Consider the following 26,891-nt stretch of genomic DNA (forward strand, 5'->3'; position numbering starts at 1 on the left):
CGTCTCATTGCTGGTGCAGTCTAACGAGCGGCCGCGATCCGACCGCTTCGTACCACATCATGAGACTAAACGATCAAAGGATGGGTTCACTCGCACCACGGGCCCGCTTGCCGCCCAGACCCAGCGGACCTGCGATTTCCTCGACCATCACGCGCCCGGCCTGCTCCGCGAGATCCTCCTCGGTGAGGTCCTCGTCGGTGTCCAGACCGTCGAGCTCCTCCAGCGGCTGGTCCAGCCGCACGTGCGCCACCAGCGACTGCAACGCGCGCAGGGTCGCCGAGGCCGTCGAGCCCCAGTTGGAGAAGTACGAGAACTGCCACCACCACAGCGCCTCGGTCGTCCGGCCCGCCCGGTAGTGCGCCAGTCCGTGCCGCAGGTCGGCGACCACGTCCGCCAGGTCGTCGGAGATCCGGTGCGCGACCGGGGCCTTGCGCGGCTCGTACGGGTCGAAGACCTCGGAGTACACGTCGACCGGGTCCAGCATGTACGCGAACCGCTCGCGCAGGTCGTCCACGTCCGGCTCGGGTCCGAGGTCCGGCTCGTAGCGCTCGTCGGGCAGGACGTCCTGGTACGCGCCCAGCCGGCCGCCCGCCAGCAGCAGCTGCGAGACCTCCAGGAGGAGGAAGGGCACGGCGCTGTCCGGGTCCTCGCCCTTGGCCACCTCGGTGACCGCGACGATGAAGGACTCGATCTGGTCCGCGATCTGGACGGCGAAGTCGTCCGGGTCCTGGCCCAGGGCGTGCAGCGTTGCGTCAGACATCGAGAAGTCGCCTTCCTTCAAAGGCCCGCCCCAGCGTGACCTCGTCCGCGTACTCCAGATCTCCCCCGACGGGGAGCCCGCTGGCCAGGCGGGTGACCTTCAGGCCCATGGGCTTGATCATGCGGGCGAGGTAGGTGGCGGTCGCCTCGCCCTCCAGGTTCGGGTCCGTGGCCAGGATCAGCTCGGTCACCGTGCCGTCCGCCAGGCGCGTCAGCAGCTCGCGGATCCGCAGGTCGTCCGGGCCGACGCCCTCGATCGGGCTGATCGCCCCGCCGAGGACGTGGTACTTGCCCCGGAACTCGCGGGTCCGCTCGACCGCGACGACGTCCTTCGGCTCCTCCACGACACAGATGACCGTCGTGTCGCGGCGGGGGTCACGGCAGATCCCGCACAGCTCCTCCTGCGCCACGTTCCCGCACACCGCGCAGAAGCGGACCTTGTCCTTCACTTCGAGCAGCGCGTGCGCGAGGCGACGGACGTCGGTGGGCTCCGCCTGCAGGATGTGGAAGGCGATCCGCTGCGCGCTCTTGGGCCCGACGCCGGGCAGCCTGCCCAGTTCGTCGATCAGGTCCTGGACCACGCCTTCGTACAACGGACTGCCTTCTTTCGCTGTGGGGTTTCACGGCCCCTTGGGGGTTACCGCGGCCCCTGTGGGGTTGCGCGGTCCGGCCGCGCGGGCCGGAGGTGTCTAGAACGGAAGGCCCGGAATGCCGCTGCCGCCGCCCAGGCCCGCGGTCAGGGGTCCCAGCTTCTCCTGCTGGAGCGCCTGGGCGTTCTCGTTGGCCGCCTGGACCGCCGCGACGACCAGGTCGGCGAGGGTCTCGGTGTCCGAGGGGTCCACGGCCTTGGGGTCGATGACGAGCGCGCGCAGCTCACCGGAGCCGTTGACGGTGGCCTTCACCAGGCCGCCGCCCGCCTGTCCCTCGACCTCGGCCCCGGCCAGCGCCTCCTGGGCCGCGGCGAGGTCCTGCTGCATCTTCTGGGCCTGCTGGAGCAGCTGCTGCATGTCGGGCTGGCCACCACCGGAAATCACAGGGCACTCACTCCATACCTTGGGAACGCTTGGTCAATCCGAGCCTACGTGCTCCCCGCGCGGCGCGCCCTACGCCGTGAGGACCAACTCTTTCGAGTGAGAGACCGGGGGCGCGCGTACCTGATGGAGACCTCCTTGCGAGCGGAAAAGCCGGGATTCGTCGTCCATCGCGTGTCATTCGAAGGTAGGAAGAGCATGCGCACCATTGCGCACACGCGCACCACGACACGTCAGCGCAGGCAGAGGGAGTGCCCGGTGAGTCAGCCGGAGATGCAGCCCGAGGGGCCACCCCGGGATCCCGCAGAGGACGGCGACCTGACCGGGCGACCGTTCCCTCTCGGGGACTGGGGCGAGCCCGCCGAGCGGCTCGACGAGCTCTACCGACGGGTCGAGGCCGACGCGCTGCGCACCGCCGAGTGGTATCTGGCCGACCGGGCGTGGAAGCGACGGGGCGCCCGGGCGCTGCGGGTGGGCGCCGCCGCGGGAGCCGTGACGGGGGCCGCGATGCCGCTGCTGGAGCTGACGGGCTCGGCGCCGGGCGCGGCCTCGTACGGGTACCTGTGCCTGCTGTTGGCGGCCGCGTGCCTGGCCTGCGACCGGTTCTTCGGGCTGACGTCGGGGTGGATGCGGGACGTCGCCACGGCCCAGGCCGTGCAGCGGCGACTGCAGGCGCTGCAGTTCGACTGGGCCTCGGAGAACGTGCGGGAGGTGCTGGGCCCCACCGAGGGCACGGCGAGCGAGGCGGCGGAGCGGTGCCTGACGGTGCTGCGGCGCTTCTCCGAGGACGTCACGGATCTGGTCCGCTCGGAGACGGCGGACTGGATGGTCGAGTTCCGGGCCGGCCCGGCGCCGCTGGTGATGCAGTCCCTGACCACGTCCCCGGCCCGCCCCGACCCGGGCATCCCGGCCACCCGGTTCCCGCTCCCGCCGGGCACCCGGCCGAACATGCCCCGCCAACGGCCGCCGGAGCAGCCCCGCTGAGGAGGGGCCGCCCAGGCGGACGGGACTGTTCAGTCGGCGGCCGGTCGTCGGTCGTCGGTCGTCGGTCGTCGGTCGTCGGTCGTCGGTCGTCGGTCGTCGGTCGTCGGTCGTCGGTCGTCGGTCGTCGGTCGTCGGTCAGCTGAAGATGATCATCGAGCCTTGTCCGAGGCTCCGCGTCGCCGCCGCGTGCAGCCCCAGCCACACGTGCCGCTCCCGGGCGAACGGACTGTCGTCGTACGGGATAGGCCCGGCCGGCTCCTCCAGGGACGTGGGCCGCCCGGGCGGGGCGGGCGCCGCCGGCGGGTTCCCCGGGTCTATCCCGATCGCGGGAGCGACCAGGGCCAGCTCCCGCAGCAGCCCCTGGGCTGACCCCAGCGGGCCGCCCCCGGCCAGCAGCTCCTCGTTGGCCAGCGGAGCCGCGAAGTCCACCGGCACGTACGCGCCCGCGTGGTCGTAGTGCCACACCAGGTGCGACTGCTGCGCCGTCGACTCGAACATCTCCAGGAGCTGCTCGTAGTCCCCGCCCAGTTCGTCCACCGGGGTCACCGGCAGTCCGCAGATCTGGAGCAGGAAGGCCCTCCGCAGGAAGTGCAGGGCGTCGTAGTCGAAACCGGCCACCGGGGCGACATCGCCGGAGAGCCCCGGCATGTACGCGAACACGGGCACGGACGGCAGTCCCGCCGCGCCCAACGCCTTGTCGTACGAGGCGATCTCTTCCGCGAAGGGGTTGTCGGGGCTGTGGCACAGCACGTCGACAAGGGGGACCAGCCACAGGTCACAGGCCACTCGGGCTCCGATCAGTCATTGCCGCCGATTCCGCCAGCGTAGTGCGCCGGACACGCTCAGCGAAGAGGTCCGCAGAACCTGCGGGCACCGGCGGGCTCCGACGGGCTCCTCAGACCGCGACCGACCCCGGGACCGACCCGGGGACCGACGCGAGTACGGGCACGGGCACCGGTTCCGTCCGCCCGGCGCGGCTACAGCCCGGCCGCCCAGTCCAGTCCGTGTTGGTTGTACGCGTGCACGATCCGGCGCACCTCCGTCGCGTCCGCCCGCGTCACCGCTTCCACCAGTTCGCGGTGGCCGTCCCACAGGGCGCTGCGCATGTCCTGCGCGCTCTGGAGGTGGGGGACGGAGAAGACCCAGCACTGGACGCGTATCCGGTGCAGGAACTCGGATATGTACGTGTTGCCGACCAGCCCGCTCAACTCCCGCCAGAAGCGCAGGTCGTAGCCGATCAGCACTTCCAGCGAACCGCTCTGCGCGGCCCGTCGCGCCTCCTCGCCCCGGCGCCGCACGGAGACGAGCATCTCGGCCGCCCCCGGCCCGGTGCCGCGTTCGACGAGCCGGCGGAATATCCCGTCGACGATCAGCATGCGGGCCTCGATCATGCCCCGGAAGTCGTCGACGGAGTAGGTCCGGACCCGGAACCCCCGGTGTTGCACGGACTCCAGCAGCCCTTGTGCCGAGAGGTCGACGAGCGCCTCGCGCACCGGGGTCGCGGAGACCTCGTACTGCTCGGCGATCTGCTTGACCGTGAACTCGGTCCCCGGGGGCAGGCGTCCCGCCAGCACCTCGTCCCGCAGCGCGTCCGCGATCTGCCGGCGAAGTGTGTTGCGGGTGACAGCTCCGCTGCCTGGCATAGGGGTCCGTCTCCTCCGTAGAACTTCGGACACCTTAGGCCAGGCAGCGCGGCCGAAACCGAACGGTTTGTGGCCGGTATACGGATATGACGCCCGATATCCGGACGCCACCCTTCCGCATCTCTCCGTGTCCCTATGCGTCGACCGTGTGCCGGTCGGCCACCTCCAGCGCCGCGTCCAGCAGGGCCAGGCCCTCTTTGGCCTCGGTTTCGGTGATCGTGCACGGGGGGACGACATGCGTCCGGTTCATGTTGACAAAAGGCCACAGACCGGACGCCTTGCAGGCGGCCGCGAACTCGGCCATCGGCGCGTTGTCCGCGCCGGCCGCGTTGTACGGAACCAGCGGCTCCCGCGTCGACTTGTCCCGTACGAGCTCCAGCGCCCAGAAGGCGCCCAGACCCCGGACCTCCCCCACCGAGGGGTGCCGCTCGGCCATCTCGGCGAGCGCGGGTCCGATCACCTGCTCCCCGACCCGGGCCGCGTTCCCGACGACGTCCTCCTCCTCCATCGCGTTGATCGTCGCGACGGCGGCGGCGCAGGCGAGGGGGTGGCCCGAGTACGTCAGACCGCCCGGGTAGGGACGTGTGGCGAAGGTCTCCGCGATCGCGGCCGAGATGGCCACGCCACCGAGCGGCACGTAGCCGCTGTTCACGCCCTTGGCGAAGGTGATCAGGTCCGGGGCGACGTCCCAGTGGTCGGCGGCGAACCACGTGCCGGTCCGACCGAAGCCCGACATGACCTCGTCGAGGATGAACACGATGCCGTGGCGGTCGCAGAGCTCGCGCACGCCGGCCAGGTAGCCGGGCGGCGGGGTCATGATCCCGGCGGTGCCGGGGACGCTCTCCAGGATGATCGCGGCGATGGTCGCCGGCCCCTCGAAGGCGATGGTGTCGGCGAGGTGGGCCAGGGCGCGGGCGCACTCCTCGGCCTCGGTGGTCGCGTGGAAGGGAGAGCGGTAGAGGAACGGGCCCCAGAAGTGGACGACGCCGGCCGAGGCGGTGTCGGAGGGCCAGCGGCGCGGGTCGCCGGTGAGGTTGATCGCGGCGGCCGTGGCCCCGTGGTACGAGCGGTAGGTGGACAGCACCTTCTGGCGGCCGGTGTGCAGCCGGGCCATCCGTACGGCGTTCTCCACGGCCTCGGCGCCGCCGTTGGTGAAGAAGATCTTGTCGAGGTCGCCGGGGGTCCGCTCGGCGATGAGGCGTGCGGCCTCGGAGCGGACGTCGACGGCGAAGCCGGGCGCGAGGGTGCAGAGCCGGGCGGCCTGCTCCTGTATCGCGGCGACGACCTTCGGGTGCTGGTGGCCGATGTTGGTGTTCACCAGCTGGGAGGAGAAGTCGAGGAAGCGGTTGCCGTCGTAGTCCCAGAAGTACGACCCCTCGGCCCCGGCAATGGCGAGCGGGTCGATCAGGGCCTGGGCGGACCAGGAGTGGAAGACGTGGGCGCGATCGGCGGCCTTGACGGCCGCGCCGGTGACATGAGGGGTCATCCGGCCACGCTAAAAGTGCGCAGGTGGGGAGGGATATCGGCGGACTGTATGGGGGTGGGGGCCGGCCCTCGGCAGTCTGTCTGCACTCCTGTCCACACTCGATTCATTGACAGCACACTGTCCTGATGACAGGATTCTGTCATGTGGTCGGCGGGGCGTCCCACACGACGTCACGCACCGCACGACGTCGAGCACCTCGTACCGGTACGCACACGCACACGCACACACGGAGGCGAGCACCATGAGCGAAACCCCGCGCAAGCCCGTCCACCTCGCGGTCTACGACACGTACGCGGACTGGGAGACCGGCCACACCACCGCGCACCTCACCCAGCGCGGCCACGGCGTCCGTACGGTCGGCGCCTCCACCGGAACGCCGGTCACCACCATGGGCGGCCTCCGCGTCCTGCCCGACCAGGCCCTCGCCGACCTGCGTCCCGAGGACTCCGCCCTGCTGATCCTCACGGGGGCGGCGCTCTGGGACACCGGGGACGACCTGACGCCGTTCGCGGAGAAGGCCCGGGAGTTCCTGGCGGCCGGGGTCCCGGTCGCGGCGATCTGCGGAGCCACCGCGGGCCTCGCCCGGGCCGGCCTGCTGGACGGCCGCCCGCACACCAGCGGAGCGGCCGAGTACCTGGGGGCGCAGCCCGGGTACGGGGGCGGCGCGGACTACGTCGAGGCCGACGCGGTCACGGACGGCGACCTGATCACGGCGGGCCCGACCGAGCCGGTGGCCTTCGCCCGCGAGGTCTTCGCCCGGCTCGACGTCTACAAGCCCGACGTACTGGACGCCTGGTACCGGCTCTTCCACGACTCGGACGCGAGCGCGTTCCCGGTCCTGATGGCGGCGGCGGAGGCCGGCGATGCCTGAGCGGGAGGCGGCGGCGGGGATGTCCGGTGAGGCGGGGGTGTTGGGTGAAGTGGGGGCGTCGGGTGAGGCGGAGGCGTCCGGTGAGGTGGGGGCGTCGGGCGGGGGGCTTTCCCCGCGCGACCGGCAGGACCTGCTGAGCCGCACGGCGCTCGGGGTGTTCCGGCTGAACGGCCAACTCCTCTCCGTCTCGGAGGAACTGGCCCGCCCGGCCGGATTGACCGCGGCCCGCTGGCAGGTCCTGGGCGCCGTGCTCCGGGAGCCACTGCCGGTCGCGGGCATCGCCCGGACCATGGGCATCACCCGCCAGAGCGTCCAGCGCGTCGCGGACCTGCTGGCGGAGGGAGGCCTCGCGGAGTACGTGCCCAACCCGGCCCACCGGCGCGCCAAGTTGCTGCGCCCGACGGAAGCCGGCCGGGCCGCCATCGAGCGCATCACCCCGGGGCACGCCGGCCTGGCCGCCCGACTCGCCGCCGAACTGGGCGAGTCCGCCTTCGCGGAGACGGCCCGCGTACTGGAACGCCTGGCGGCGGCCCTGGACACCCTCGCGGATGCCGGGGGCGGGAGTGCGGAGGTCGGGGATGTCTCGGTTGGGGATGCCTCGGTTGAGGATGCCGCGCTCGGGGATTCTTCCGTCGCGGGCGCCTAGGTCGGGGGCGCCGAGGTCGGGGATGCCTCGGTTGGGGATGCCTGGTCGGGGATGCGGCCCTCGGGGGTCGCGCGCTCGGGCGTCCCGTCGACCCGGCCTGACCGCGTCCGGCGGCGGGGCCGCGCCGCGCGGCGCCCACAACCGGAATCCCGGTACCGGGAACCGCGGAACGCCGCAACCACGGCCCGCCCGGACGCCGTCCCTCCCCACGCGGAGCCCACCGCGCCACGCTCGGCCCGTCCGGCCACCCCCCGTGGGAGGGACCACCCGGCATGGAACCACTCGACCCCGCCGACCCCCACCGCATCGGCCCCTACCGTCTGCTCTCCCGGCTCGGCGCCGGTGACACGGGCCAGGTCTACCTCGCCCGTTCCGACCGCGGCCGTACCGTCGCGGTCACGCTCGTCCACCCCGGCCCTGAGCCCGGGCCCGACCCTGGACCCGGCCCCGGCCCCGGCCCCGACCTCGCGCTCCACGAGGAGTTCCGCGCCCGGTTCCGGCAGGAGGTCGCCGCCGCCCGCCGTGTCGGCGGCGACTGGACCGCTCCGTTCCTCGACGCCGACACGGAGGCCGAGGTGCCCTGGTTCGCCACCGGGTACGTCGCCGGGCCCAGCCTGCGCCAGGCCGTGGACCGGGACTTCGGGCCGCTGCCGCCGCGTACCGTACGGATCCTCGCGACCGGTCTCGCGTATGCCCTCCGGGACATCCACCGCGCCGGGTTGATCCACCGCGACCTGAAACCCTCCGACGTCCTGCTCACGCTCGACGGCCCCCGTGTCATCGACCTCGGCATCGCGCGGGCGCGGCAGGACCCGGATACCGCGCAGGACGCGGCCGCCCCGGATGCCCCGCAGGATCCGGCCGCCCCGGATCAGGGCGCCATTCGGAACGGGGAACTCATCGGCTCCCCCGGGTTCATGGCCCCCGAGCAGGTGCGCGGCGAACCGGTCACGGCCGCCTGTGACATGTTCCGCCTGGGCGCGGTCCTGGCGTACGCGGCCACCGGCCGGCCGCCCTTCGGGGACACCGAACAGTCCGACGGAGCGGCCGGGTTACTCCTGCGCGTCGTCGAAGCGGAACCCGACCTGGGCGGCGTACCCGCCGACCTGCTCGATCTCGTACGGGCCTGCCTGCTCAAGGATCCGGCCGCGCGGCCGACCTCCTCGGAGGTGTCGGCCCGGGTCGGCGCCCGCGCCACCGTGGCCGACGGGCGGGCCCTGGAACCGTGGCTGCCGACCCCCTTGGTGGCCCTGCTCGGCAGGCATGCCGTGGCGCTCCTCGACCGCGAGGACGCGGGCCCGGACCGACCGCCACCGCCCCGGCCGACGCACCCGCCGGGGTACGGGGCGGGGTCCGCGGCAGCGGTGGCCGGAGCAACGGGGCACGGGAGCGCGGGGCGAGGGACCGCGGGGCGCGAGACCGCGGGGTACAGGACCACGGGTCGCGAGACCGCGGGGCGCGAGACCGCGGGGTACAGGACCACGGGTCGCGAGACCGCGGGGCAAGGGGCCGCGTACGGGCTGACTCCGGCGCCGCCACCCAGGCCGCACCGCGCGCCGGCGTCCCGGCCTCGCCGCGCCTCGACGGCCTTCCTGGCGGCGGTGGCAGCGGTCGTCGCCGTCGCGTCGGGAGCCACCGTCCACACGGTGATGAGCGCCGCCCCCGAGGCGGCCCCGCCCGTCGCCCGCCCGGCGGCGCGCGGCGCCGTCTCCGCGCCGTCCGCGTCGCCCGCGCCGCCCGCGCCGCCCGCGTCCGGAGCACCGAAGCCGGGGGGCGCGACGAACGGACCCGACGCGGAGACGGGAACCACCGCCAGGACCGCCCCGGGGGCCGGACCCGCGACGGCCACGCTCATGCTCCCCGACTCCTACGCCGGCACCTGGCGGGCGACGTCCGGGACCACCACCTGGCACCTCACCCTGGCCCCCGGCACGGTCGGCGACCCCGTCATGGACCTGCGGGCCGAGGACCCGGGGTACTCCTGTACCTGGCGGGCCACCCTTCTGGGCGGTGACGACACGGTGGAACTGGCCGGCTCGGCCGTCACCTCCGGAGCCCCACCCACCTGTACCGCGGGTGGTGTCAGCCGGTTGCGTCTGCTGCCCGACGGACGCCTTCGACGCGAGCTGACGGGGTCCGCGATGCTCCCTCTCACGTATGACAGGGAGTAGGCGCGGATCGTTTGTGTCGAAGTCAATAATCCTGCAGGCAGCGCTTGTTGCGCGCGTCAACATCATCGCAAACTGCGGCACATGGAGCCGTTGAGCGTAGTGGCACGACTGTGGGAGCGGATCGAGGCACGCGACTGGGACGGCGTCTGCGAGCTGATCGCCGAGGACGCGGTCATCGAGTGGCCCGTCAGCAGCGAACGCATCGTGGGCCGGGCCAACTTCATCGCCGTCCTGAGCGACGACACCGATACCGACGAGGGGCCCGTGGAGGTCCTGCGCATCCTCGCCGACGGGGACCTCGTCGTCACCGAGGTGGAGATACCTCAGGACCACGTCGTCTACCGGGCCGTCTCCCTGTGGACCGTACGGGACGGCGAGATCGTGGGCGCCAGGGAGTACTGGACCAGCCCCGGACAGGGTCCCGCGCCACGGTGGCGGGCGGGCTACGTGGAACCCCTGACGGCGGACTGAGCCGCCCCGCACCCACCCGCCCCCTCCGTCACTCCGTCTTCACCCCGTCCGTCTTTCGGCCCCTCCGTCTTCACCCCATCCGCTGGTCCATGGCTCGGAGGTCTTCCCTGTCATACCTGAGAGCTACTCAGCAAGGGGGCTCCGCAGGGTGACGCCGACCACGGGGCCCGCTTCCTAACTTCGGAACCAGAAGAACGCACCCACCTGGACCTCCGGATCGAAGGAACGCACGCCATGAGCATCGGCAGCCGTACGACCCGCACCCTGCTGGCCGGCCTGATCGTCGCGGCCGTGGTGTTCCCGCTGTCGGCGGCCGCCCCGCCCGCCGTGCCCGCCCCGAATCCACTGTCCTTCTCCGATGGCACCGCCCCACGGATCCGCTACGCCGCCAATCTGGGCAAGCTCGCCGAGGCGGCCCGGATGGCCCAGGACGCGGGTCGCGGCGGACGGGCGGCGAAGCTCCGGGCCATGGCGGCGCCTTCGGGCGGAGCCCGGTTCCTGAGCTTCGACGGGCGGGGGGAGGGGCGCGCCGTCGAGGTGTTCGGCGACGTGGAGACCGCGGACCGGGTGGCCGTGCTGGTGCCCGGTTCCGACACCACCCTGGACACCTACCAAAGATTCCGTGCCGGGGCCGTCGCCCTTCAGCAGCGCCTCCAGGCCGAGCATCCGCGCTCAGCCGTGGTGGCCTGGCTCGGGTACGACACCCCCGGCACGGTCAGCACCACGGTCCTGACCACGGGTCGCGCCGACGAGGGGGCCGCCGAACTGGGCCCCTTCGTGGCCGGGTTGCGGGGGGTCACCCGGTCCGTGGCCCGGATCTCGCTCCTGTGCCACTCCTACGGCTCCGTGGTCTGCGCCCGCACCGCGACGGGGCCCGAGGTCACCGACATCGTTCTGTACGGCAGTCCGGGCACCGGGGCCGGATCGGTCGCCGAGTTGGCCACCACCGCCCGCGTGTGGGCGGGGCGTGGCAACGGCGACTGGGTGGCCCGTGTGCCCCATGTGCGGATCGGATCCGTCGGGTTCGGCGCCGACCCGGTGGATCCCGGCTTCGGCGCACTGGCCTTCGAGGCGGGCGACGCCGGGCACAGCGACTACCTGCGGCCGGGCACCGAGTCCCTCGACAGCATGGCCCGCATCGTCATCGGGTCCGCCGACACCGCCCCTGCCGTCACCACCGCCGCCGCTTCCGGTGTCTTCGCCCGCTCGAGCTCTTCGGAGGCCTCCCATGCGTAAGCATCCCGCCCGCTGGTCCGACCTCGCGGACCGCATACACGCCGCCACCCCGGCCTCCCGGGACCGCTCCGTGGACGCGCTGCGCGCATTCGCCATCCTCGGCGTGATGTTGGGGCACTGGCTGGTGACCGCTCTGACCACGACCAACGGCGGCCTGAGCACGACGAGTCCGCTGGCCCACATGAGCGTCCTGGCCCCGGTCTCCTGGGTGTTCCAGACCCTGGCGGTCTTCTTCCTGGTCGGAGGTCACGTCGCGGCCCAGGGGTACGCGTCGGCCCGGGCGCGCGGAGTCTCGTACGGCGCGTGGATCGGTCAGCGGCTGCGCCGGTTGTTCCGACCGGTGGCGGCGGTCGTCACCCTGTGGGTCGTCACCGCGGGCGGGATGCTGCTCGGCGGGGTGGACTTCGACACCGTCAGGTCCCTGGTGAAGCTCGTCCTGTCGCCGCTCTGGTTCCTGCTGGTGTTCGCCGCGCTCACCGCCGCGACCCCGCTCGTGGCCCGACTCAACCCGCTGTGGCCGGCGGCGGTGGTGGCGGGCGTGGACGTCTGGCGGTTCGGCTTCGGGGGCCCCGAGTGGGTCGGCTGGGTCAATGTCGCCGCCGGCTGGCTCGTCCCGTACACCTTGGGAGCCGCTTGGTCCCGAGGGGCCTTCGCTCGGCGCGCCCCTGCCCTCCTCCTGCTGGTGGGCGGGGCGCTCACCGCCGCCGCGCTGATTCTCTGGGGCGGGTACCCGGCGTCCATGGTGGGTGTCCCGGGGGCCGACGTCTCGAACCTCAACCCGCCGACCATCGCGGCCGTCGCGTTCGGTGCGGCCCAGTGCGGGTTGGCCCTCCTGATGCGCGAACGGCTCGCCCGGACCATGCGGCGGCCCCGGGCGTGGGCGAAGGTGGCTCTGGTGAACCTGTCGGCGATGACCGTCTTCCTCTGGCACCAGACCGCGATGATGGCCGTCACCGCCCTCGGCCTCCTGGTCTCCGCCGACCTGCCCGGATTGCACACCGTCCCCGACTCCTCCGCCTGGGTAGCGGCTCGCCTGCTGTGGCTGCCGGTGTTCGGGGCCGCCCTGATGGTGTGCTGGGCAGCGTTCCGGACGTACGAACAGGGGGCGTCCGATCGTGGTGGCCGCGTCGTGCGCGTCGGCTCCGCCCCCACGGATCGGCAGCCGGCATCCGAGAGGGAGATCGCCCATGCCTAGGGTGGACGACGTGGAAGAGAAGAGCGCACGCCCGGCCCCCCTCTCGGTGCGAACCCGCGCTCTGTCGCGGGACATTGCACGGGATCTCCTCACCCTGCGGCGGGACCCGCTCCCCCGGATGTCCCGTCCCCGTTGGCTGGCCCGGCTGCCGCACGTGGCGTTGGTCTACGCCGCGGTGTTCTTCGGCTTCCTCCACGGCAGTCAGCTCTTCAACCACTACGGGCTGGCGGGCAGTACCCCGGTGGCGCTGTCGGTCATGAGCGGTGCGGCCATCGCCTTGGCGATGTCCCGGCCCATCGCCGCCTGGTGGCTAGGCCTGATAGCCGCAGGCATGTCGGCCTGGGAGATCCACGATCACGTGGGGCAGGGTCAGATGTGGCCCTGGATGCCCGGCGGTCTGTTCACCTTCGCCCCGGTGATTCTCCTGGTCGCCCTGCGCGTACCGGCCCGTGTGACCATCACGGTCATCGCCGTCCCGATCGTGTGCACCGGGCTGGCCGAGGTCATCTGCCGGCCGGACGGCAGCCAGACCAGCACCCTCGTGGCCGTGGTCGTCTTCGGCTTCACCGGTCTCCTCGGGTACGCGCTGCGCGCCTCGCGGCTTGCCCGCGGCAAGCTCGTGGAACAGGAAACCCTCACCGAGGCGGAACGGGCGCAGCGGACGCTGTTGGAGGAGCGCAGTCGGATCGCCCGGGAGCTGCACGACGTCGTCGCCCACCACATGTCGGTGATCTCCATCCAGGCGCAGGTGGCCCCGCACCTCGTCGAGAATCCGTCCGAGGAACTGAAGGAGAATCTCGCCGGCATCCGGGAGAACGCCCTGGAGGCCCTGACGGAGCTGCGACGCGTGTTGGGCGTGCTGCGTTCGGAGAGTCCCGACGATTCGACGGACTCCCATCACCCCCAACCCACGTTGGCCGAGTTGGGAAGCCTCGTGGACAACGTCCGGGGGGCCGGTCTGGAGGTCACGACCGAGGTGGCGGGCATCCGCCGGGCGCTGACCCCGGGAGTCGAGCTGACCGCCTACCGGATCGTGCAGGAGGCACTGAGCAATTGCCTGCGCCACGCGCCCGGTTCGAGGGTCGAGGTCGGCCTGGCGTACGGTCCGCGCGACCTTCACCTGTGTGTCGCCAACAGCGCCCCGACCAGACCGGTGCCGCCTTCTCCCGGCGCCGGGCACGGGCTGCTCGGCATGCGGGAGCGGGCGGGCATGCTGGGCGGCGAACTTGCCGCCGGACCGAGCCCCGACGGCGGGTACGAGGTGAGCGCCGTGCTGCCCATGGATCCGCCCGGAAGTCTCGCTCCCGGGCCGAACGCGACGAAGAAGGCCTGATGACCGTCCCGAACAACCCGGTCGGACCGATCAAGGTGATGATCGCCGACGACCAGATGATGGTCCGCCAGGGCTTCACGGTGCTCCTGAACGCCCAGCCCGACATAGAGGTCGTGGGGCAGGCCGTCGACGGGGCGGAGGCGGTGGCGAAGGTCTCCGAGCTGGGCCCGGACGTGGTGCTGATGGACATCCGGATGCCCGGCATGGGCGGCATCGAGGCCACCTCGCTCATCACCGGTGACCCGACCGCCACGGTGAAGGTGCTGGTGCTGACGACCTTCGACCTCGACGAGTACGTGTACGAGGCGCTGCGCGCCGGCGCCTCCGGGTTCCTCCTCAAGGACGCGTCCGCCGATCAGCTCGCGGAGGCGGTGCGGGTGGTGGCGGCCGGTGAGGCCCTGCTGTCCCCCAACATCACGAAGCGGCTGATCACGGAGTTCTCGCGGATGGGTGCGCCGCGGGGTCCGTCGCGGGCGCGGATCGCCGAGCTGACGGAGCGGGAGACGGAGGTGCTGTCGTTGATCGCGCAGGGCCTGTCCAACGCGGAGATCGCGGGGCACCTGGTCCTGGCCGAGCAAACGGTGAAGACGCACGTCAGTCGGATCCTGGTGAAACTGGGCCTGCGGGACCGGACCCAGGCCGCGGTGTTCGCGTACGAGACGGGCCTGATCCGCCCGACGGGCTACTGACATGTCGGCGTAGTACTTGAGGGGGACCCTGAGATATCCCCATCAGCGGCGACGCGGGTGAGGGGTGCGCGGACCTACGGTTCTGTATGTGACCGAGACGACCACCCGGGGGACAGCCCGGACACCGGAATTCAGGATGGCTTCGGGCCTGCTCCAGACCCTGCGCCATGACCTCATCACCGATGCCTTCGAGTACCGGCCGTTGCCGGCGAAGACGACCGAGGGATGGTTCGTCCGCCGGCTTCCGGCGTCGATACGCCAGTACAACGGGTGGATCCGCCACGTACAGGTGGGTGCCCTGGCGCTCTTCGTCATGTTCTTCACGTTCGTGACCCAGTACACCTACCTCGGTACAGCGGGCCGGCTGGGCAGTGGCGTCCTGACGGCGGTGCCGGTACTGATGACACTGGTCAGACCGATCGCCGCCTGGTGGGCCGCGGTCGCGATGACCCTGCTGCTCGCCGCGCTGACCGGCCCCGCGATGACATGGCCCTGGACCCCGGGCAGTTTCCTGGCGTACATAGCCGTCATGGTCCTGGTGACCTTCCGCCGGGGGCCGCGGGTGGCGGCCTGGATGTGGGCGCTGACGGTGGCCCTCAGCATGGCGATCGAGGTGCTGTTCGCGGGCCGGTACGGCATGAACTCGATGAACATGATCGTCACCTCGGCGTTCGCCCTGCTCGTCGCGAGCAGCATCCAGATACGCCGGCACGCCAAGGCGGAGGTCTCGGCGCAGCAGGAGGTCACGGCGGTGGAGCGGGACCGGCGGACGCTGCTGGAGGAGCGGACGACCATCGCCCGGGAGCTTCACGACGTGGTCGCGCACCACATGTCGGTGGTGGCGATCCAGGCGGAGGCCGCCCCGTACCGGGTGAAGAATCCGCCGCCGGAGCTGGAGGCGGCCTTCGTCACCATCCGGGAGAACGCCGTGGCGGCGCTGACGGAGCTGCGCCGGGTTCTGGGGGTGGTGCGGTCCGCGGACTACGAGGCGCCCGACGCCCCGCAGCCGACGTTGGCGATGCTCGACGGACTCCTGGCCAATGTGCGGGACGCCGGGCTCACCGTGGAGAAGACGGTCACCGGTGCGGTGCGCGAGCTGCCGCAGGGTGTGGAGCTGTCGGCGTACCGGATCATCCAGGAGGCCCTGAGCAATACTCTGCGGCACGCGCCGGGGGCGGTGGCGGGGGTCGAGGTCTCGTACGTGTTGGGCGGGCTGGGAATACGGGTCGTCAACGGCCCGGGAACCGCGGATGTGGCCCCGTCGCCGGGGGCCGGACACGGCATCACCGGGATGCGGGAGCGGGTGGCGATGCTGGAGGGGGAGATGACGGCGCAGGAGACGACGGTGGGTGGGTTCGAGGTGGCGGTGTTCATACCGGTGCGCAGCCGGCCCGAGCCGGGTGCGGAGTCCGTATGACCATCAAGGTGTTGATCGTCGACGACCAGATGATGGTCCGGGAGGGCTTCTCCGTCCTGCTGAACGCGATGGAGGGCATTGAGGTGGTCGGGGAGGCGGTGGACGGCCGCCAGGCCATCGCGCAGGTGGCGGCTCTGCGGCCGGACGTGGTGTTGATGGACATCCGGATGCCGGAGATGAACGGCCTGGAGGCGACCCGGCGGATCGTGGCCGCCGACACGGACGCGAAGGTGCTGGTCCTGACGACCTTCGACCTCGACGAGTACGTGTACCAGGCCCTGCGGGCGGGGGCGTCCGGGTTCCTCCTGAAGGATGCCTCGGCCCGCCAACTGGCCGATGGAGTAAGGGTGGTGGCGGCCGGCGAGGCACTGTTGGCACCCTCGGTGACCAAGCGGCTGATCGTGGAGTTCTCGAAACTCGCGGAGGCGCCCCGCCTCTCGGATCCGGCGGGGGTGGCGCAGCTGACGGAGCGGGAGACGGAGGTGCTGGTGCTGATCGCGCAGGGGCTGACGAATGCCGAGATCGCGGACCGGTTGGTGGTCGCGGAGTCCACGATCAAGACGCATGTGAGCCGGATCCTGGTGAAGTTGGGCCTGCGGGACCGGACGCAGGCGGCGGTGTTCGCGTACGAGACACGGCTGGTCACCCCCGCCTAGGTCGTCTCTTTCGGATCGTGTCGGTCGGGGTCGCGGTGTCCGGTGCCGTGCCTGGCAAGGCGGAGGGGCACCCGTGTACTGGACGTACTCGGGTGCCCCGACAACGCCGCCAGGGGCGGTACCGGACACCGCGGCCCCGGCAAGATCCGAAAGAGACGGCCTAGCCGCCGGTCGGGGAGGCGGGCCGCAGGGAGTGTCCCGACGGATCGCCGGCGGACGCGGGGCCGTTCCGGGGGATTTCGTGGAGGTGATCCAGAACTCCGGTCGGGAGGTGTGATCCGCCCCTAGGGTGCGGGGATGGGCTTTGATCCGTGGGATGCCGCCTTCGTCGCCGATCCGTACCCCGCCTACCGGGAGCTGCGGGAGCAGGGGCGGGCGGTGTGGTCGGAGGCGACCGGGCAGTGGCTGGTGCCGCACTACGCCGATGTGAGTGCGCTGCTGCGGGACAGGCGGTTGGGTCGGACGTATCTGCACCGTTTCTCGCACGAGGAGTTCGGGCGGCAGGCACCGCCGCCGGAGCGCGAGCCGTTCCACGTCCTGAATGGCAACGGCCTGTTGGACCTGGAGGATCCCGCGCACGCACGGGTGCGCCGGCTGGTGGCGAAGGCGTTCACCCCGCGCACCGTGGAAGGGCTCGCGCCGGCGGTGGAACGACTGGCGGGCGAGTTGGCGGCCGGGCTGCTGGCCGACGGGGGCGGGGACTTGCTGACGGCGGTCGCCGAGCCGCTGCCGGTGGCGGTGATCGCGGAGCTGTTGGGCGTTCCGGAGGCGGACAGGAAGCTGTTGCGGCCTTGGTCCTCGGACATCTGCGGAATGTTCGAGTTGCGGCCCGACGAGGCGACAGCCCGACGGGCCGTCACGGCGAGTGTGGAGTTCGGGGATTACCTGCGGGCGCTGATCGGAGAACGGCGCAAGCGGCCCGGTTCGGATTTGATCTCCGGGCTGATCGCCGCTCACGATGAGGGTGGCCGACTCAGCGAACAGGAGATGGTCTCCACCTGCGTACTCCTGCTGAACGCGGGACACGAGGCGACCGTCAACACGACCGTCAACGGGTGGTGGGCGCTGTTCCGCCATCCCGACCGGCTCGCGGACCTTCGCGCGCGTCCCGAAAAGTTGTCCACAGCTGTGGATGAACTCATGCGATTCGATACACCCCTACAAATGTTCGAGCGATGGGTGCTCGACGAGCTCCGGGTCGGGGACACCGTCATCCCGCGCGGAGCCGAGGTGGCACTGCTCTTCGGGTCCGCGAACCGGGACCCCGCACGCTTCGAGAACCCGGACAAACTGGACCTCTCGCGGACCGACAATCCCCATCTGACCTTCGGGGCGGGGATCCACTACTGCCTGGGGGCGCCGCTGGCGCGGCTGGAGCTGGCGGCCTCGTTCGGGGCGCTGCTGGCGCGGACGATCCCGCCACTGCGGCTCGTCCGCGAGCCGCAGTGGCGGGAGGGGTATGTCATCAGGGGACTACGGGAGTTGGTGGTGGAGTTCTGAACCCGTCCGCTTCACATCGCCATGTCCCGCCTGTTCATGTCGTCACGTCCCGCCTGTTCACCTCGCCATGTCCAGCCTGTTCACGTGGTCATGTCCCGGCGGCGCAGCGCGGTCAGGCCGGCGGCCGTCAGGGCCACCGCCAGGGCGGTGAGGGTGAGCGGCGGCGCCCAGGCGATCGGCTCCGGGCTCGGGAGTTTCGGCAGGTGGGCGAAGGGCGAGAGGTTCATGACGCCCTGCGGGAGGTTCAGTGCCGGCCCGACCCAGCCCAGTGCCAGCGCGGTTCCGGCCACCGCCCAGGCGGCGACCGCGTACCGGGGGACGGCGCCGTGCAGCAGGACGGCGAGCGACCCGATCACCCAGACCGCCGGCAGCAGGGCCAGGCAGGCGCCCACGGACCCGGCGATGTCCGAGCCGTGGCCGACGCCCAGGCCCAGCCCGGCGAGCAGCAGGATCAGGGTCGAGCCGCCGAAGGCGACGGCGAGGTGACCGGCGGCCCAGCGCAGCCTGCCGACGGCGTTGGCCAGCAGCGGTTCGGCCCGTTGTCCCGATTCCTCGCCGGTCAGCCGCAGCACCGCCGAGACGATGTACAGGGCGGCGACCATGCCGAGCATCCCGGCCATCGTCGCGAGGAAGGCGTCGGTGAGCGCGCCCGTACCGCCCATCCGCTCGATGATCTCGCGGGACTTGGCGTTGTCCCCGACCAGTTCGGCCGCTCCTTCCGCCATCCCGCCGAAGACCACGCCCACCACCAGGAACCCGAGGCTCCATCCGGCCAGGCCGCCGCGTTGGAGCCGCCAGGCCAGCGCCCCCGCGCTGCCGATCCGGCCTTCCGCCGGGCCCGGCCTGGCGGGCAGGAAGCTCATGCCGAGGTCCCGGCGGTCGGCGAGCGCGTACGCCACCGCGATCTGCGCGCCCGTGGCCGCGACGAACAGGGCGAGCACCCACCAGCGTTCGGCGGCGAAGGCCCGTACCAGTTCCAGCCAGCCCAACGGTGAGGCCCAGGTCAGGGCCGACGCGCCGTCGGCGGTGCCCGCGTCGCCCGCCGCGCGCAGCACGAAGGCGGCGCCGATCAGAGCGGCTGTGAGGCCCTTCGCGAGCCGTGCGCTCTCGGTGAGTTGAGCGGCTATGGCGGCCGACGCCGCGAAGAGCATTCCCGTCGCACCGATGGCGAATCCGAGGGCGAGCGCACCACCCGCCCCGCGCCCGACGAGGCCGACGGCGACGAGCAGGACGACGAGACCGTTGGCCACGAGGGCGGCGAGGAGCGCCGCCGTGAGCGGGGTCCGGCGTCCGACCATGGCGGCCGAGAGCAGCTCCTGACGTCCCGTCTCCTCTTCCTCGCGGGTGTGGCGCACCACGATGACCAGGCTCATGACCCCGGCGAGCAGTCCGGCGAAGATCCCGCCCTTCCAGGCGGTCAGGGCGCCGACCGAGTCGCCGAAGGCGGGTCCGTACAGGGCGCGGAGCGAAGCGTTGCCGTTCATGGTCACGAGCAGTTCGGCCCGTTCGGCGGCCGTGGCGTACACGGAGTCGAGCGAGGCGGGCATGCTCAGCACCATCAGCGCGACGACCGTGATCCAGACGGGCGTCAGCACCCGGTCGCGGCGCAGCGCGAGGCGCAGGAGGCCGCCCGTCCCGGCGAGTCGCCCCTGCGGTGCGCCACGGCCGCCCGCCTTGTCGGCCTCCCTCATGCGGGCCTCTCCTGGACGGGCCTCCGCCATACGGGCCTGTGCCGCCCGGACCGTCGTCTGGTTCGTCGTCTCGTTCGTCGTCTCGTTCGTCGTCTGGTTCGTCGTGTGGTTCGTCGTGTGGTTCGTCATGACCGTGCGCCCACCGTGACGTCGTCGCTGTAGTGGCGGAGGAACAGCTCTTCGAGCGTCGGGGGCGTCGCGGTCAGCGAGCGCACCCCGGAGGCGGTGAGGGAGCGCAGCACGGCGTCCAACGTGTCGGTGTCCGCCTGCAATCGGACGGTCAGGCCCCGGACCTCCACGTCGTGCACGCCCGGCAGGTCCGCGATGCCGTTCGGCGGCGCGGCCAGTTCGGCGCTGATGGACGTACGGGTGAGGTGCCGGAGGTCAGTCAGGGTGCCGGTCTCAACCGTCCTGCCCTTGCGGATGATGCTGAGCCGGTCGCAGAGGGCCTCGACCTCGCCGAGGAGGTGCGAACTGAGCAGGACGGTGCGCCCGGCGGCGCGGACTTCGTTCACACAGCTGTGGAAGACCTCCTCCATGAGGGGGTCGAGGCCGGAGGTGGGCTCGTCGAGGATGAGGAGTTCGGCGTCGGACGCGAAGGCGGCGACGAGGGCGACCTTCTGCCGGTTGCCCTTGGAGTACGTACGGCCCTTCTTGGTCGGGTCGAGTTCGAAGCGGTCGATCAGTTCGGCGCGACGGGCGCGGTCGAGGCCTCCCCGGAGCCGGCCGTGGAGGTCGATGACCTCGCCGCCGGAGAGGTTGCGCCACAGAGTGACGTCGCCGGGGACGTAGGCGATGCGGCGGTGGAGCGCGACGGCGTCGGCCCACGGGTCCGCGCCGAGCAGCGTGGCGGTTCCGGAGTCGGCCCGCAGCAGGCCCAGCAGGACCCGGATGGCGGTGGACTTGCCGGCGCCGTTGGGGCCGAGGAAGCCGTGCACCTCGCCGGCGTTGACGTCGAGGTCGAGTCCGTCCAGTGCCTGGGTGCGGCCGAACGCCTTGTGGAGTCCGGCGACGCCGATTGCCTTCATCATGTTTCCGAACGTACGCTACTTTCACAAAATTGTGAAGATAGCCAATCACGTAAAGTCGGAGGGGTGGCGGACATGAGCGTGCAACGGGACGAGGGAGCGGTATCCCGCTTCGTGGAGCGGTTCGCCGCGCAGCTGACCGAGGCGGGCATGCAGCGCATGGCCTCCCGCGTCTTCGCGCAGTTGTTGGCGAGCGACGCGGGGGCGATGACCTCGGCGGAACTGGGCGAGGCCCTCCAGATCAGCCCGGCGGCGGTGTCCGGGGCGGTCTCGTACCTGACGCAGGTGAACATGGTCAGCCGGGAGCGCGAGCCGGGCTCCCGGCGCGACCGGTACGTGCTGCACAACGAGCTCTGGTACGAGACCTTCACCCGGCGGGACCAGGCTCTGACCCTGTTCGAGAAGACCCTCCGGGAGGGCGCGGCGGGCCTGGGCACGGGTTCGCCGGCGGGGGCCCGGGTCGCCGAGACGGCGGCGTTCTTCGAGTTCCTCCAGCACGAGTTGCACGGCCTGATGGACCGCTGGCGCGACCACCGGGCGACGCTCGACCTGCCGTAGCCGTAGCCGTAGCCGTGGCCGCGCAGCCGTAGCCGTAGCCGTAGCCGTAGCCGTAGCCGTAGCCGTAGCCATCATGACAGCGCGTGAGCGTCGCGGGACGCTGCGGTGGCGGGGCGCTCATGGGCTGCCTAGCGTGGGCGCCACCCCGCATCAGGCGATTCCCGGGGCACCGAGAACCCGAGAGGGAACCCATGGCTGACAAGCCCGTCATCGTCCTGGTCCACGGTTTCTGGGGCGGCGCCGCCCACTGGGCCAAGGTCATCACCGAACTCGACCGCCGCGGCTTCGGCTCCGTGTACGCCGTGGAGAACCCCCTGACCTCGCTCGCCGACGACGCCGAGCGCACCCGCAAGATGGTCCGGCAGATCTCCGGGCCGGTGGTGCTGGTGGGTCACTCGTACGGCGGCGCGGTGATCACCGAGGCCGGGGACCTGCCGAACGTGGCCGGTCTGGTCTACGTCGCCGCCTTCGCGCCGGACTCCGGGGAGAGCCCCGGATCGCTCAGCCAGGAACACCCGCCCGAGGCGTTCGCGAACATCGCCCCGGACTCGGACGGCTATCTGTGGGTCAAGCGGGACGAGTTCCGCGAGAGCTTCGCGCAGGACCTGTCGCCCGAGGAGGCCCTGGTCATGGCGGTCACGCAGAAGGCGCCGCTCGCGTCGACCTTCGGGGACGTCGTCTCGTCGCCCGCCTGGCGGGTGAAGCCGTCCTGGTACCAGGTGTCCACCGCCGACCGCATGATCCACCCGGACAACGAGCGGCGGATGGCCGCCCGGCTGAACCCCCGCAAGACCATCGAGCTGGACGCGAGCCACGCCTCCCTGGCCTCGCAGCCGGGACCGGTGACGGACCTGATCGAAACGGCGGCCGAGCAGATCGGCTGACCGACCCGCACGACCGCGGCCTCGTACGCGGCCCTGCGCGCCCCGGGGCCCCGCGGGCGCGGCTCCCGCAACTTACGCAGCGCGCGGCGGCCTACAGCTCCCGCAGCGCGCGGCAGGCCACCCCGACGCCGCACAGCTCCCGCAGGGCGTACAGCGCCCGCAGAGCGTGCAGCTCCCGCAGGGCCCGCCCGGGCGCCCGCCCCCGCCGCCCTCACCGGGGAAGCCCCTCGCCGGGCTGCCCCTCACCGAGGAAGGGTCAGCGCCCACGCTCCCGGACGGAGCGTCCACGTCCGGCGGCGTACCGGGCCGGTGACGCCCGCGTGGTCGGCCCGGTAGCGGAAGTCCGCCCCGGAGACCGTGACCGCCGTGGCCCGTTGCGTCCGGGTCGGGCACCCGGCCAGCCGCACCACGACCTCCGCGGGCCCGCCCGGTTCCCGCGTGGTCACCGAGACCTCCTCCACGGGGTGGTCCACGTCGGCGAGCACCACGCCGTCCACCTCCACGCGCAGCCGGTGCACCTTGCCCGCCGGGGCCGGGGAGGGCGGCAGCAGGAGGCGCAGCAGCGACCGGTACTTCCGTACGGCCGGCGCGGTGGCGCGCGGCGGCGGCGTGATCCGCAGGCCTCCGAGCACCACCCCGTCGCTGTCGTCCACGAGCAGGTCCCGGTGGCGCACGACGCCGTCGAGGGCCGCGCGTGCGGCCATCACCGCCGACAGCGGCACGCCCAGGGAGCGGGCGAGCCCGAGGGAGCCGACGGGCCCCACCGGGATCAGTGACAGGGGCTCCCCGCCGAGGTCACGCGAACGGTGCAACAGGGTCACAGCGCGTACCAGCGCACGGTCGTCGCCGACGATCACGGGGCGCCGATGACCGCGGCGGGCCAGCGCCCGCGCGAACTCCTCCGGAGAGTCGGGAAGAGAAACTTTCGCGTGCGCCGCGGCACACAACACATCTTTCGCGATCCGCACGGACTCGCCGTCGAGACGGCGGGCGACCGGGTCGACGAGCACGAGCAGGCCGCCTACCGGCGCGCCCGCATGGCTCATGGTGGGCTCTGGAGCCGACACCTCGGTCCTTCCTCGGGTAGCATCTTTGTGCAAGAGGCCCTTGCGCTATTGCGCCAGGGCCTTCGTCTATTCCGGGGTACCGGTCCGACGGCTCAGCCTGCGGTGTACATCGTCGTACGCCCCCTGACCTTGGACATGCCCCATCCGGAAGAGGTGTACGCCTGTGCCCGCTCTTGTGCTGCTCGGAGCTCAGTGGGGTGACGAGGGCAAGGGAAAGGCCACCGACCTGCTCGGTGGATCCGTTGACTATGTAGTGCGCTATCAGGGTGGCAACAACGCCGGCCACACGGTCGTCGTCGGCGACCAGAAGTATGCACTGCACCTTCTGCCTTCCGGAATCCTCTCCCCCGGATGCACCCCGGTCATCGGCAACGGTGTCGTGGTCGACCCCGCCGTACTCCTCTCCGAGCTGCGTGGGCTCAACGAGCGCGGCATCGACACCTCCAAGCTGCTCCTGAGCGGCAACGCCCACCTGATCACGCCGTACAACGTGACCCTCGACAAGGTCGGCGAGCGTTTCCTGGGCAAGCGGAAGATCGGTACGACCGGCCGCGGCATCGGACCGACCTACGCGGACAAGATCAACCGTGTCGGCATCCGCGTCCAGGACCTGTACGACGAGTCCATCCTGACGCAGAAGGTCGAAGCGGCGCTGGAGGGCAAGAACCAGCTCCTCGCGAAGCTGTACAACCGCCGCGCGATCGACCCGGCGCAGATCGTCGAGGAGATGCTCCAGTACGCGGAGCAGATCAAGCCGTACGTCGCCGACACCACCCTCATCATCAACAAGGCGCTCGACGAGGAGAAGGTCGTGCTCTTCGAGGGCGGCCAGGGCACGCTGCTCGACGTCGACCACGGCACGTACCCCTTCGTCACCTCCTCGAACCCGACGGCCGGTGGCGCCTGCACCGGTGCGGGCGTCGGCCCGACGAAGATCAGCCGTGTCATCGGCATCCTCAAGGCGTACACGACGCGTGTCGGTGCCGGCCCGTTCCCGACGGAGCTGTTCGACGAGGACGGCGAGGCGCTGCGTCGCATCGGTGGCGAGCGCGGTGTGACCACCGGCCGTGACCGTCGCTGCGGTTGGTTCGACGCCCCGATCGCCCGCTACGCGACCCGCGTGAACGGCCTGACGGACTTCTTCCTCACCAAGCTGGACGTGCTGACCGGCTGGGAGGAGATCCCGGTCTGCGTCGCGTACGAGATCGACGGCAAGCGCGTCGAGGAGCTGCCGTACTCGCAGACGGACTTCCACCACGCGAAGCCGATCTACGAAAACCTGCCCGGCTGGTCCGAGGACATCACCAAGGCCCAGACGTTCTCCGACCTTCCGAAGAACGCCCAGGCGTACGTGAAGGCCCTGGAGGAGATGTCGGGCGCTCCGATCTCGGCGATCGGCGTCGGCCCCGGCCGCACCGAGACGATCCAGATCAACTCGTTCCTGTAGGAACACGCGCGTCGGCTGGTCCGACCGGAGGGCGGGACGCGTCACGCGTCCCGCCCTTCGGCGTACCGGCGACCAGCGGTCCACCCGGCCGTCCCCGCCATGCGTTCCGCCGTCCGCACCGCCATCCGTCCCGCCCTCCGCTCGGATTCATCCCGGACCCGTCGTCATCGGGGCCGGCCGCCGTTACGCGGGCCCCCTGATGTCACGTCGCGCGCGCGCGGTTCGTTCAATACCGGGTGGCGTCTCTCGCCGCCCCCTGCCCCTGGCCCCTCGCTCAACCCGCTTTCCGCACGGGCGCCGCGGGTCGAGCGGCGAGGGCGTTCCACAGCTGCGGCTCCTCGAAGCCGAGGGCCCACAGGCCGGCGCCCCGTACCCCGTGGCGGTCCAGTACGGCCAGGTGGCGGGTCGCGCCCCGGGCGTCCTGGTACCAGACCTGGTGTTCCTCGCCCTCGTCGTCGGTGTACGCGAAGTGCGGGGTGCCGGAGACCGCGTCGAGTGCGTAGTCCGCGCCGACGTCGCGCCGCAGGGCCTCGGCCTCCCGTGACGTGACGTGGCGGGCGCGGGCTGTGGAGCCCACCGTCCAGTTCCAGCCGTACGCGGGCAGCGCCACCTCCAGCTTGTCGCGGGGCACGTGGGCCGTGGCGTAGGTGAGGAACTCCTCGTACCAGGCGGTCGAGGACAGCGGGCCGGGCGCCTGAAGGGCGTTGTGGAGGTTGTAGCCCATGATGCGCAGCCGGTCGGCGACGGCGCCGAGGTGCGCGTAGTCGAAGGCCGGGTCGGTGTCCCGGGTGCGGGGCATGACGGTGACGACGCAGCTCTTGGCCAGGGCGTGCAGGCGGGCGCAGAGTTCGCCGGTCAGCGCGTTGTAGCCGGTACGGACCCGTTCGCGCAGGGCCGGGTCGGTCGTCTCGGTCATCACCTCGTAGTCCAGGTCGAGGCCGTCGTACGAGCGGCTGGTGGCGACCGCCACGAGGGCGTCCACGTGCGCGGTCCGGCGGGCGGGGTCGTTCATCAGGTCCGCCATGGCCGGGGCGCGCAGGCTCTCGGTGACGGTCGGGACGACCTTGAGTCCCTTGGCGTGCAGGCCGTCGATGACGCGGCGGTCGCCGGCTCCGGTCTCGCCCGTGACCACGGCCCCGGACGGGGACGTGGCGGAAGTCGTGGCGGACGTCGCGTACCAGAACGGGCTGACGGTGTGGAGTTGGTCGGCGTGGGCCAGGGCGTCCCGGTAGCCGACCTCGATGTTCCACCAGGGGAGCCACGCGGAGACGGTGCGTTCGGCTTCGAGGTGGGGCAGCGGCGCGGGGACCGCGGCCGTCAGGGTGAGGGTGACGGCGGTGAGGGTGACGGCCGTGAGGGCGGCGCTCAGCGCGGTGGGCAGGGCGATCTTCATGACCCGACCCTGGCGCGGGGCGGGCCCGGACCGGGCGACGGCACGTCGGGCAGAGGAGTGGTGACGGCCGGCCGCCCCGCGCGGCCGGCCCGCGTCACTGGCCCACTCGTCCGTCGACGCACTCGCGCAGCAGGTCGGCGTGCCCGCAGTGACGGGCGTACTCCTCGATCCGGTGCACCATCAACTCCCGCACCGCGATCCGGTCCTTGCCCACCCGCGCGCCCAGGTCCGGGTGCTCGGCCAGTGCGGCGTCGGTGGCGGCCTGCTCCCGCTCCAGGTCGGCGTACGCGGCGTCGACCACGGCCTGGTCCGCGACGGCTCCGTCGAAGTCCGCGTCCTTCTCGCCGTAGAGCTTGGGCACCGGGTCGCCGTCCGTGATCCAGCCGCGCCAGTCCCGTTCCACTTCCACGAGGTGGCGGACCAGGCCGAGCAGCGACATCGTCGACGGCGGAACCGACCGGCGGGCCAGTTGCCCCGGGTCCAGGCCCTCGCACTTCATCCGCAGGGTGATGCGGTAGTTCGCCAGGAAGTCCAGCAGCGTCGCGAGCTCGCCGTCCGGACTGTCCTCGTTGTTGCGCAGGTCGTCGGCCGGATCGGCCCACATGTCGGGGTGGACGGTCGCCTGGGTCCATCGTTCGGGCTGCTCACTCATGCCTCGCATGGTGATCGGTGGCCGCCGGGTCCGCCACCGGATTCTGACGTCGAGGTGTGGCCGCGGTGGCGCGGGACGCGCTG

26 protein-coding genes are annotated in these 26,891 nt (G+C 71.8%); 15 read left to right on the forward strand and 11 right to left on the reverse strand.

Features of this window, described 5'->3' with window-relative positions:
• Positions 1–73: 73 nt before the first annotated feature.
• The 3 genes from ACIRO3_RS28680 to ACIRO3_RS28690 all read right to left on the reverse strand — a co-directional run bounded on the left by ACIRO3_RS28680 (position 74) and on the right by ACIRO3_RS28690 (position 1,793).
• On the reverse strand, positions 74–760 hold the full coding sequence (locus ACIRO3_RS28680) for a DUF5063 domain-containing protein (RefSeq protein WP_404141589.1): 687 nt from the start codon (positions 758–760) through the stop codon (positions 74–76).
• Positions 753–1,352 carry a recombination mediator RecR gene (gene recR, locus ACIRO3_RS28685; RefSeq protein WP_404141591.1) on the reverse strand — a complete coding sequence of 200 codons (600 nt, stop codon included), beginning with the start codon at positions 1,350–1,352 and terminating at the stop codon, positions 753–755. Before recR ends, ACIRO3_RS28680 begins: the two co-directional genes overlap by 8 nt.
• A gap of 96 nt (positions 1,353–1,448) precedes the next feature.
• A complete protein-coding gene (locus ACIRO3_RS28690) occupies positions 1,449–1,793 on the reverse strand; it encodes a YbaB/EbfC family nucleoid-associated protein (protein WP_361770204.1) in 345 nt (114 codons plus the stop codon).
• A gap of 255 nt (positions 1,794–2,048) precedes the next feature.
• On the opposite strand from ACIRO3_RS28690, the gene ACIRO3_RS28695 reads away from it, so the two are divergent.
• Positions 2,049–2,774: an SLATT domain-containing protein gene (locus tag ACIRO3_RS28695; RefSeq protein ID WP_361770207.1), complete on the forward strand. Its 726-nt coding sequence runs from the start codon at positions 2,049–2,051 to the stop codon at positions 2,772–2,774.
• A gap of 135 nt (positions 2,775–2,909) precedes the next feature.
• On the opposite strand, the gene ACIRO3_RS28700 is transcribed toward ACIRO3_RS28695, so the two are convergent.
• The 3 genes from ACIRO3_RS28700 to ACIRO3_RS28710 all read right to left on the reverse strand — a co-directional run bounded on the left by ACIRO3_RS28700 (position 2,910) and on the right by ACIRO3_RS28710 (position 5,903).
• Positions 2,910–3,560, reverse strand: a complete 651-nt coding sequence (locus tag ACIRO3_RS28700; protein ID WP_361770210.1) for a hypothetical protein — start codon at positions 3,558–3,560, stop codon at positions 2,910–2,912.
• A 191-nt stretch (positions 3,561–3,751) separates the two neighbouring features.
• Complete coding sequence (locus ACIRO3_RS28705; RefSeq protein WP_404141593.1) at positions 3,752–4,417, reverse strand: GntR family transcriptional regulator; 666 nt, start codon at positions 4,415–4,417, stop codon at positions 3,752–3,754.
• Between the two features lie 133 nt (positions 4,418–4,550).
• A complete protein-coding gene (locus tag ACIRO3_RS28710; RefSeq protein WP_365998325.1) occupies positions 4,551–5,903 on the reverse strand; it encodes an aspartate aminotransferase family protein in 1,353 nt (450 codons plus the stop codon).
• A gap of 241 nt (positions 5,904–6,144) precedes the next feature.
• Here ACIRO3_RS28710 and ACIRO3_RS28715 point away from each other — a divergent pair, with 241 nt between their 5' ends.
• The 11 genes from ACIRO3_RS28715 (at position 6,145) to ACIRO3_RS28765 (ending at position 18,088) form a co-directional block, all read left to right on the forward strand.
• Positions 6,145–6,774: a DJ-1/PfpI family protein gene (locus ACIRO3_RS28715; protein WP_404141595.1), complete on the forward strand. Its 630-nt coding sequence runs from the start codon at positions 6,145–6,147 to the stop codon at positions 6,772–6,774.
• A gap of 19 nt (positions 6,775–6,793) precedes the next feature.
• Positions 6,794–7,420: a MarR family winged helix-turn-helix transcriptional regulator gene (locus tag ACIRO3_RS28720; protein ID WP_404141640.1), complete on the forward strand. Its 627-nt coding sequence runs from the start codon at positions 6,794–6,796 to the stop codon at positions 7,418–7,420.
• Positions 7,421–7,692: 272 nt separating this feature from the next.
• The gene (locus tag ACIRO3_RS28725) at positions 7,693–9,591 is read left to right on the forward strand and encodes a serine/threonine-protein kinase (protein WP_404141597.1); all 1,899 of its coding nucleotides are present in this window, start codon (positions 7,693–7,695) and stop codon (positions 9,589–9,591) included.
• A gap of 81 nt (positions 9,592–9,672) precedes the next feature.
• A complete protein-coding gene (locus ACIRO3_RS28730; protein WP_404141599.1) occupies positions 9,673–10,062 on the forward strand; it encodes a nuclear transport factor 2 family protein in 390 nt (129 codons plus the stop codon).
• 234 nt (positions 10,063–10,296) lie between these two features.
• Positions 10,297–11,298, forward strand: coding sequence for an alpha/beta hydrolase (locus tag ACIRO3_RS28735; RefSeq protein ID WP_404141601.1), 1,002 nt, complete (start codon positions 10,297–10,299; stop codon positions 11,296–11,298).
• Positions 11,291–12,493, forward strand: coding sequence for an acyltransferase (locus ACIRO3_RS28740; RefSeq protein ID WP_404141603.1), 1,203 nt, complete (start codon positions 11,291–11,293; stop codon positions 12,491–12,493). The genes ACIRO3_RS28735 and ACIRO3_RS28740 overlap by 8 nt, the downstream gene beginning before the upstream one ends.
• Before the next feature lie 118 nt (positions 12,494–12,611).
• Positions 12,612–13,826, forward strand: a complete 1,215-nt coding sequence (locus ACIRO3_RS28745; RefSeq protein ID WP_404141604.1) for a sensor histidine kinase — start codon at positions 12,612–12,614, stop codon at positions 13,824–13,826.
• Complete coding sequence (locus tag ACIRO3_RS28750) at positions 13,826–14,515, forward strand: response regulator (RefSeq protein WP_404141606.1); 690 nt, start codon at positions 13,826–13,828, stop codon at positions 14,513–14,515. Before ACIRO3_RS28745 ends, ACIRO3_RS28750 begins: the two co-directional genes overlap by 1 nt.
• Positions 14,516–14,603: 88 nt before the next feature.
• Entirely contained in the window at positions 14,604–15,932 is a 1,329-nt protein-coding gene (locus ACIRO3_RS28755; RefSeq protein WP_404141608.1) for a sensor histidine kinase, read from the forward strand.
• On the forward strand, positions 15,929–16,588 hold the full coding sequence (locus ACIRO3_RS28760) for a response regulator transcription factor (RefSeq protein WP_361770242.1): 660 nt from the start codon (positions 15,929–15,931) through the stop codon (positions 16,586–16,588). The genes ACIRO3_RS28755 and ACIRO3_RS28760 overlap by 4 nt, the downstream gene beginning before the upstream one ends.
• Before the next feature lie 297 nt (positions 16,589–16,885).
• Positions 16,886–18,088, forward strand: coding sequence for a cytochrome P450 (locus tag ACIRO3_RS28765; protein ID WP_404141610.1), 1,203 nt, complete (start codon positions 16,886–16,888; stop codon positions 18,086–18,088).
• A gap of 80 nt (positions 18,089–18,168) precedes the next feature.
• On the opposite strand, the gene ACIRO3_RS28770 is transcribed toward ACIRO3_RS28765, so the two are convergent.
• On the reverse strand, positions 18,169–19,779 hold the full coding sequence (locus ACIRO3_RS28770) for an ABC transporter permease (RefSeq protein WP_404141642.1): 1,611 nt from the start codon (positions 19,777–19,779) through the stop codon (positions 18,169–18,171).
• Positions 19,780–19,904: 125 nt separating this feature from the next.
• On the reverse strand, positions 19,905–20,810 hold the full coding sequence (locus tag ACIRO3_RS28775) for an ATP-binding cassette domain-containing protein (protein ID WP_404141612.1): 906 nt from the start codon (positions 20,808–20,810) through the stop codon (positions 19,905–19,907).
• Positions 20,811–20,882: 72 nt separating this feature from the next.
• Between ACIRO3_RS28775 and ACIRO3_RS28780 the strand changes: the two genes are divergently transcribed.
• Entirely contained in the window at positions 20,883–21,365 is a 483-nt protein-coding gene (locus tag ACIRO3_RS28780) for a MarR family transcriptional regulator (protein WP_361770251.1), read from the forward strand.
• A gap of 191 nt (positions 21,366–21,556) precedes the next feature.
• On the forward strand, positions 21,557–22,249 hold the full coding sequence (locus ACIRO3_RS28785) for an alpha/beta hydrolase (protein WP_404141614.1): 693 nt from the start codon (positions 21,557–21,559) through the stop codon (positions 22,247–22,249).
• 242 nt (positions 22,250–22,491) lie between these two features.
• On the opposite strand, the gene ACIRO3_RS28790 is transcribed toward ACIRO3_RS28785, so the two are convergent.
• On the reverse strand, positions 22,492–23,295 hold the full coding sequence (locus tag ACIRO3_RS28790; protein WP_361770257.1) for a diacylglycerol kinase: 804 nt from the start codon (positions 23,293–23,295) through the stop codon (positions 22,492–22,494).
• A gap of 184 nt (positions 23,296–23,479) precedes the next feature.
• On the opposite strand from ACIRO3_RS28790, the gene ACIRO3_RS28795 reads away from it, so the two are divergent.
• A complete protein-coding gene (locus ACIRO3_RS28795) occupies positions 23,480–24,763 on the forward strand; it encodes an adenylosuccinate synthase (RefSeq protein WP_365998335.1) in 1,284 nt (427 codons plus the stop codon).
• Positions 24,764–25,037: 274 nt separating this feature from the next.
• Here ACIRO3_RS28795 and ACIRO3_RS28800 read toward each other — a convergent pair whose 3' ends face one another.
• A complete protein-coding gene (locus ACIRO3_RS28800; RefSeq protein WP_404141617.1) occupies positions 25,038–26,156 on the reverse strand; it encodes a glycosyl hydrolase family 18 protein in 1,119 nt (372 codons plus the stop codon).
• A gap of 94 nt (positions 26,157–26,250) precedes the next feature.
• The gene (locus ACIRO3_RS28805; protein ID WP_404141619.1) at positions 26,251–26,817 is read right to left on the reverse strand and encodes a DinB family protein; all 567 of its coding nucleotides are present in this window, start codon (positions 26,815–26,817) and stop codon (positions 26,251–26,253) included.
• Between the last annotated feature and the right edge of the window lie 74 nt (positions 26,818–26,891).

Source organism: Streptomyces sp. NPDC102278 (assembly GCF_044766345.1).
In the GTDB taxonomy this organism is placed as follows: Bacteria; Actinomycetota; Actinomycetes; order Streptomycetales; family Streptomycetaceae; genus Streptomyces.

What these genes read in the sequence shown, in the direction of transcription:
- ACIRO3_RS28680 (WP_404141589.1), bottom strand. Translation starts at nt 760, where the DNA reads ATGTCTGACGCAACGCTGCACGCCCTGGGCCAGGACCCGGACGACTTC.
- ACIRO3_RS28705 (WP_404141593.1), bottom strand. Translation starts at nt 4,417, where the DNA reads ATGCCAGGCAGCGGAGCTGTCACCCGCAACACACTTCGCCGGCAGATC.
- ACIRO3_RS28710 (WP_365998325.1), bottom strand. Translation starts at nt 5,903, where the DNA reads ATGACCCCTCATGTCACCGGCGCGGCCGTCAAGGCCGCCGATCGCGCC.
- ACIRO3_RS28715 (WP_404141595.1), top strand. Translation starts at nt 6,145, where the DNA reads ATGAGCGAAACCCCGCGCAAGCCCGTCCACCTCGCGGTCTACGACACG.
- ACIRO3_RS28720 (WP_404141640.1), top strand. Translation starts at nt 6,794, where the DNA reads ATGTCCGGTGAGGCGGGGGTGTTGGGTGAAGTGGGGGCGTCGGGTGAG.
- ACIRO3_RS28725 (WP_404141597.1), top strand. Translation starts at nt 7,693, where the DNA reads ATGGAACCACTCGACCCCGCCGACCCCCACCGCATCGGCCCCTACCGT.
- ACIRO3_RS28730 (WP_404141599.1), top strand. Translation starts at nt 9,673, where the DNA reads ATGGAGCCGTTGAGCGTAGTGGCACGACTGTGGGAGCGGATCGAGGCA.
- ACIRO3_RS28735 (WP_404141601.1), top strand. Translation starts at nt 10,297, where the DNA reads ATGAGCATCGGCAGCCGTACGACCCGCACCCTGCTGGCCGGCCTGATC.
- ACIRO3_RS28740 (WP_404141603.1), top strand. Translation starts at nt 11,291, where the DNA reads ATGCGTAAGCATCCCGCCCGCTGGTCCGACCTCGCGGACCGCATACAC.
- ACIRO3_RS28745 (WP_404141604.1), top strand. Translation starts at nt 12,612, where the DNA reads ATGTCCCGTCCCCGTTGGCTGGCCCGGCTGCCGCACGTGGCGTTGGTC.
- ACIRO3_RS28750 (WP_404141606.1), top strand. Translation starts at nt 13,826, where the DNA reads ATGACCGTCCCGAACAACCCGGTCGGACCGATCAAGGTGATGATCGCC.
- ACIRO3_RS28760 (WP_361770242.1), top strand. Translation starts at nt 15,929, where the DNA reads ATGACCATCAAGGTGTTGATCGTCGACGACCAGATGATGGTCCGGGAG.
- ACIRO3_RS28765 (WP_404141610.1), top strand. Translation starts at nt 16,886, where the DNA reads ATGGGCTTTGATCCGTGGGATGCCGCCTTCGTCGCCGATCCGTACCCC.
- ACIRO3_RS28770 (WP_404141642.1), bottom strand. Translation starts at nt 19,779, where the DNA reads ATGAGGGAGGCCGACAAGGCGGGCGGCCGTGGCGCACCGCAGGGGCGA.
- ACIRO3_RS28775 (WP_404141612.1), bottom strand. Translation starts at nt 20,810, where the DNA reads ATGATGAAGGCAATCGGCGTCGCCGGACTCCACAAGGCGTTCGGCCGC.
- ACIRO3_RS28780 (WP_361770251.1), top strand. Translation starts at nt 20,883, where the DNA reads ATGAGCGTGCAACGGGACGAGGGAGCGGTATCCCGCTTCGTGGAGCGG.
- ACIRO3_RS28785 (WP_404141614.1), top strand. Translation starts at nt 21,557, where the DNA reads ATGGCTGACAAGCCCGTCATCGTCCTGGTCCACGGTTTCTGGGGCGGC.
- ACIRO3_RS28790 (WP_361770257.1), bottom strand. Translation starts at nt 23,295, where the DNA reads ATGAGCCATGCGGGCGCGCCGGTAGGCGGCCTGCTCGTGCTCGTCGAC.
- ACIRO3_RS28800 (WP_404141617.1), bottom strand. Translation starts at nt 26,156, where the DNA reads ATGAAGATCGCCCTGCCCACCGCGCTGAGCGCCGCCCTCACGGCCGTC.
- ACIRO3_RS28805 (WP_404141619.1), bottom strand. Translation starts at nt 26,817, where the DNA reads ATGCGAGGCATGAGTGAGCAGCCCGAACGATGGACCCAGGCGACCGTC.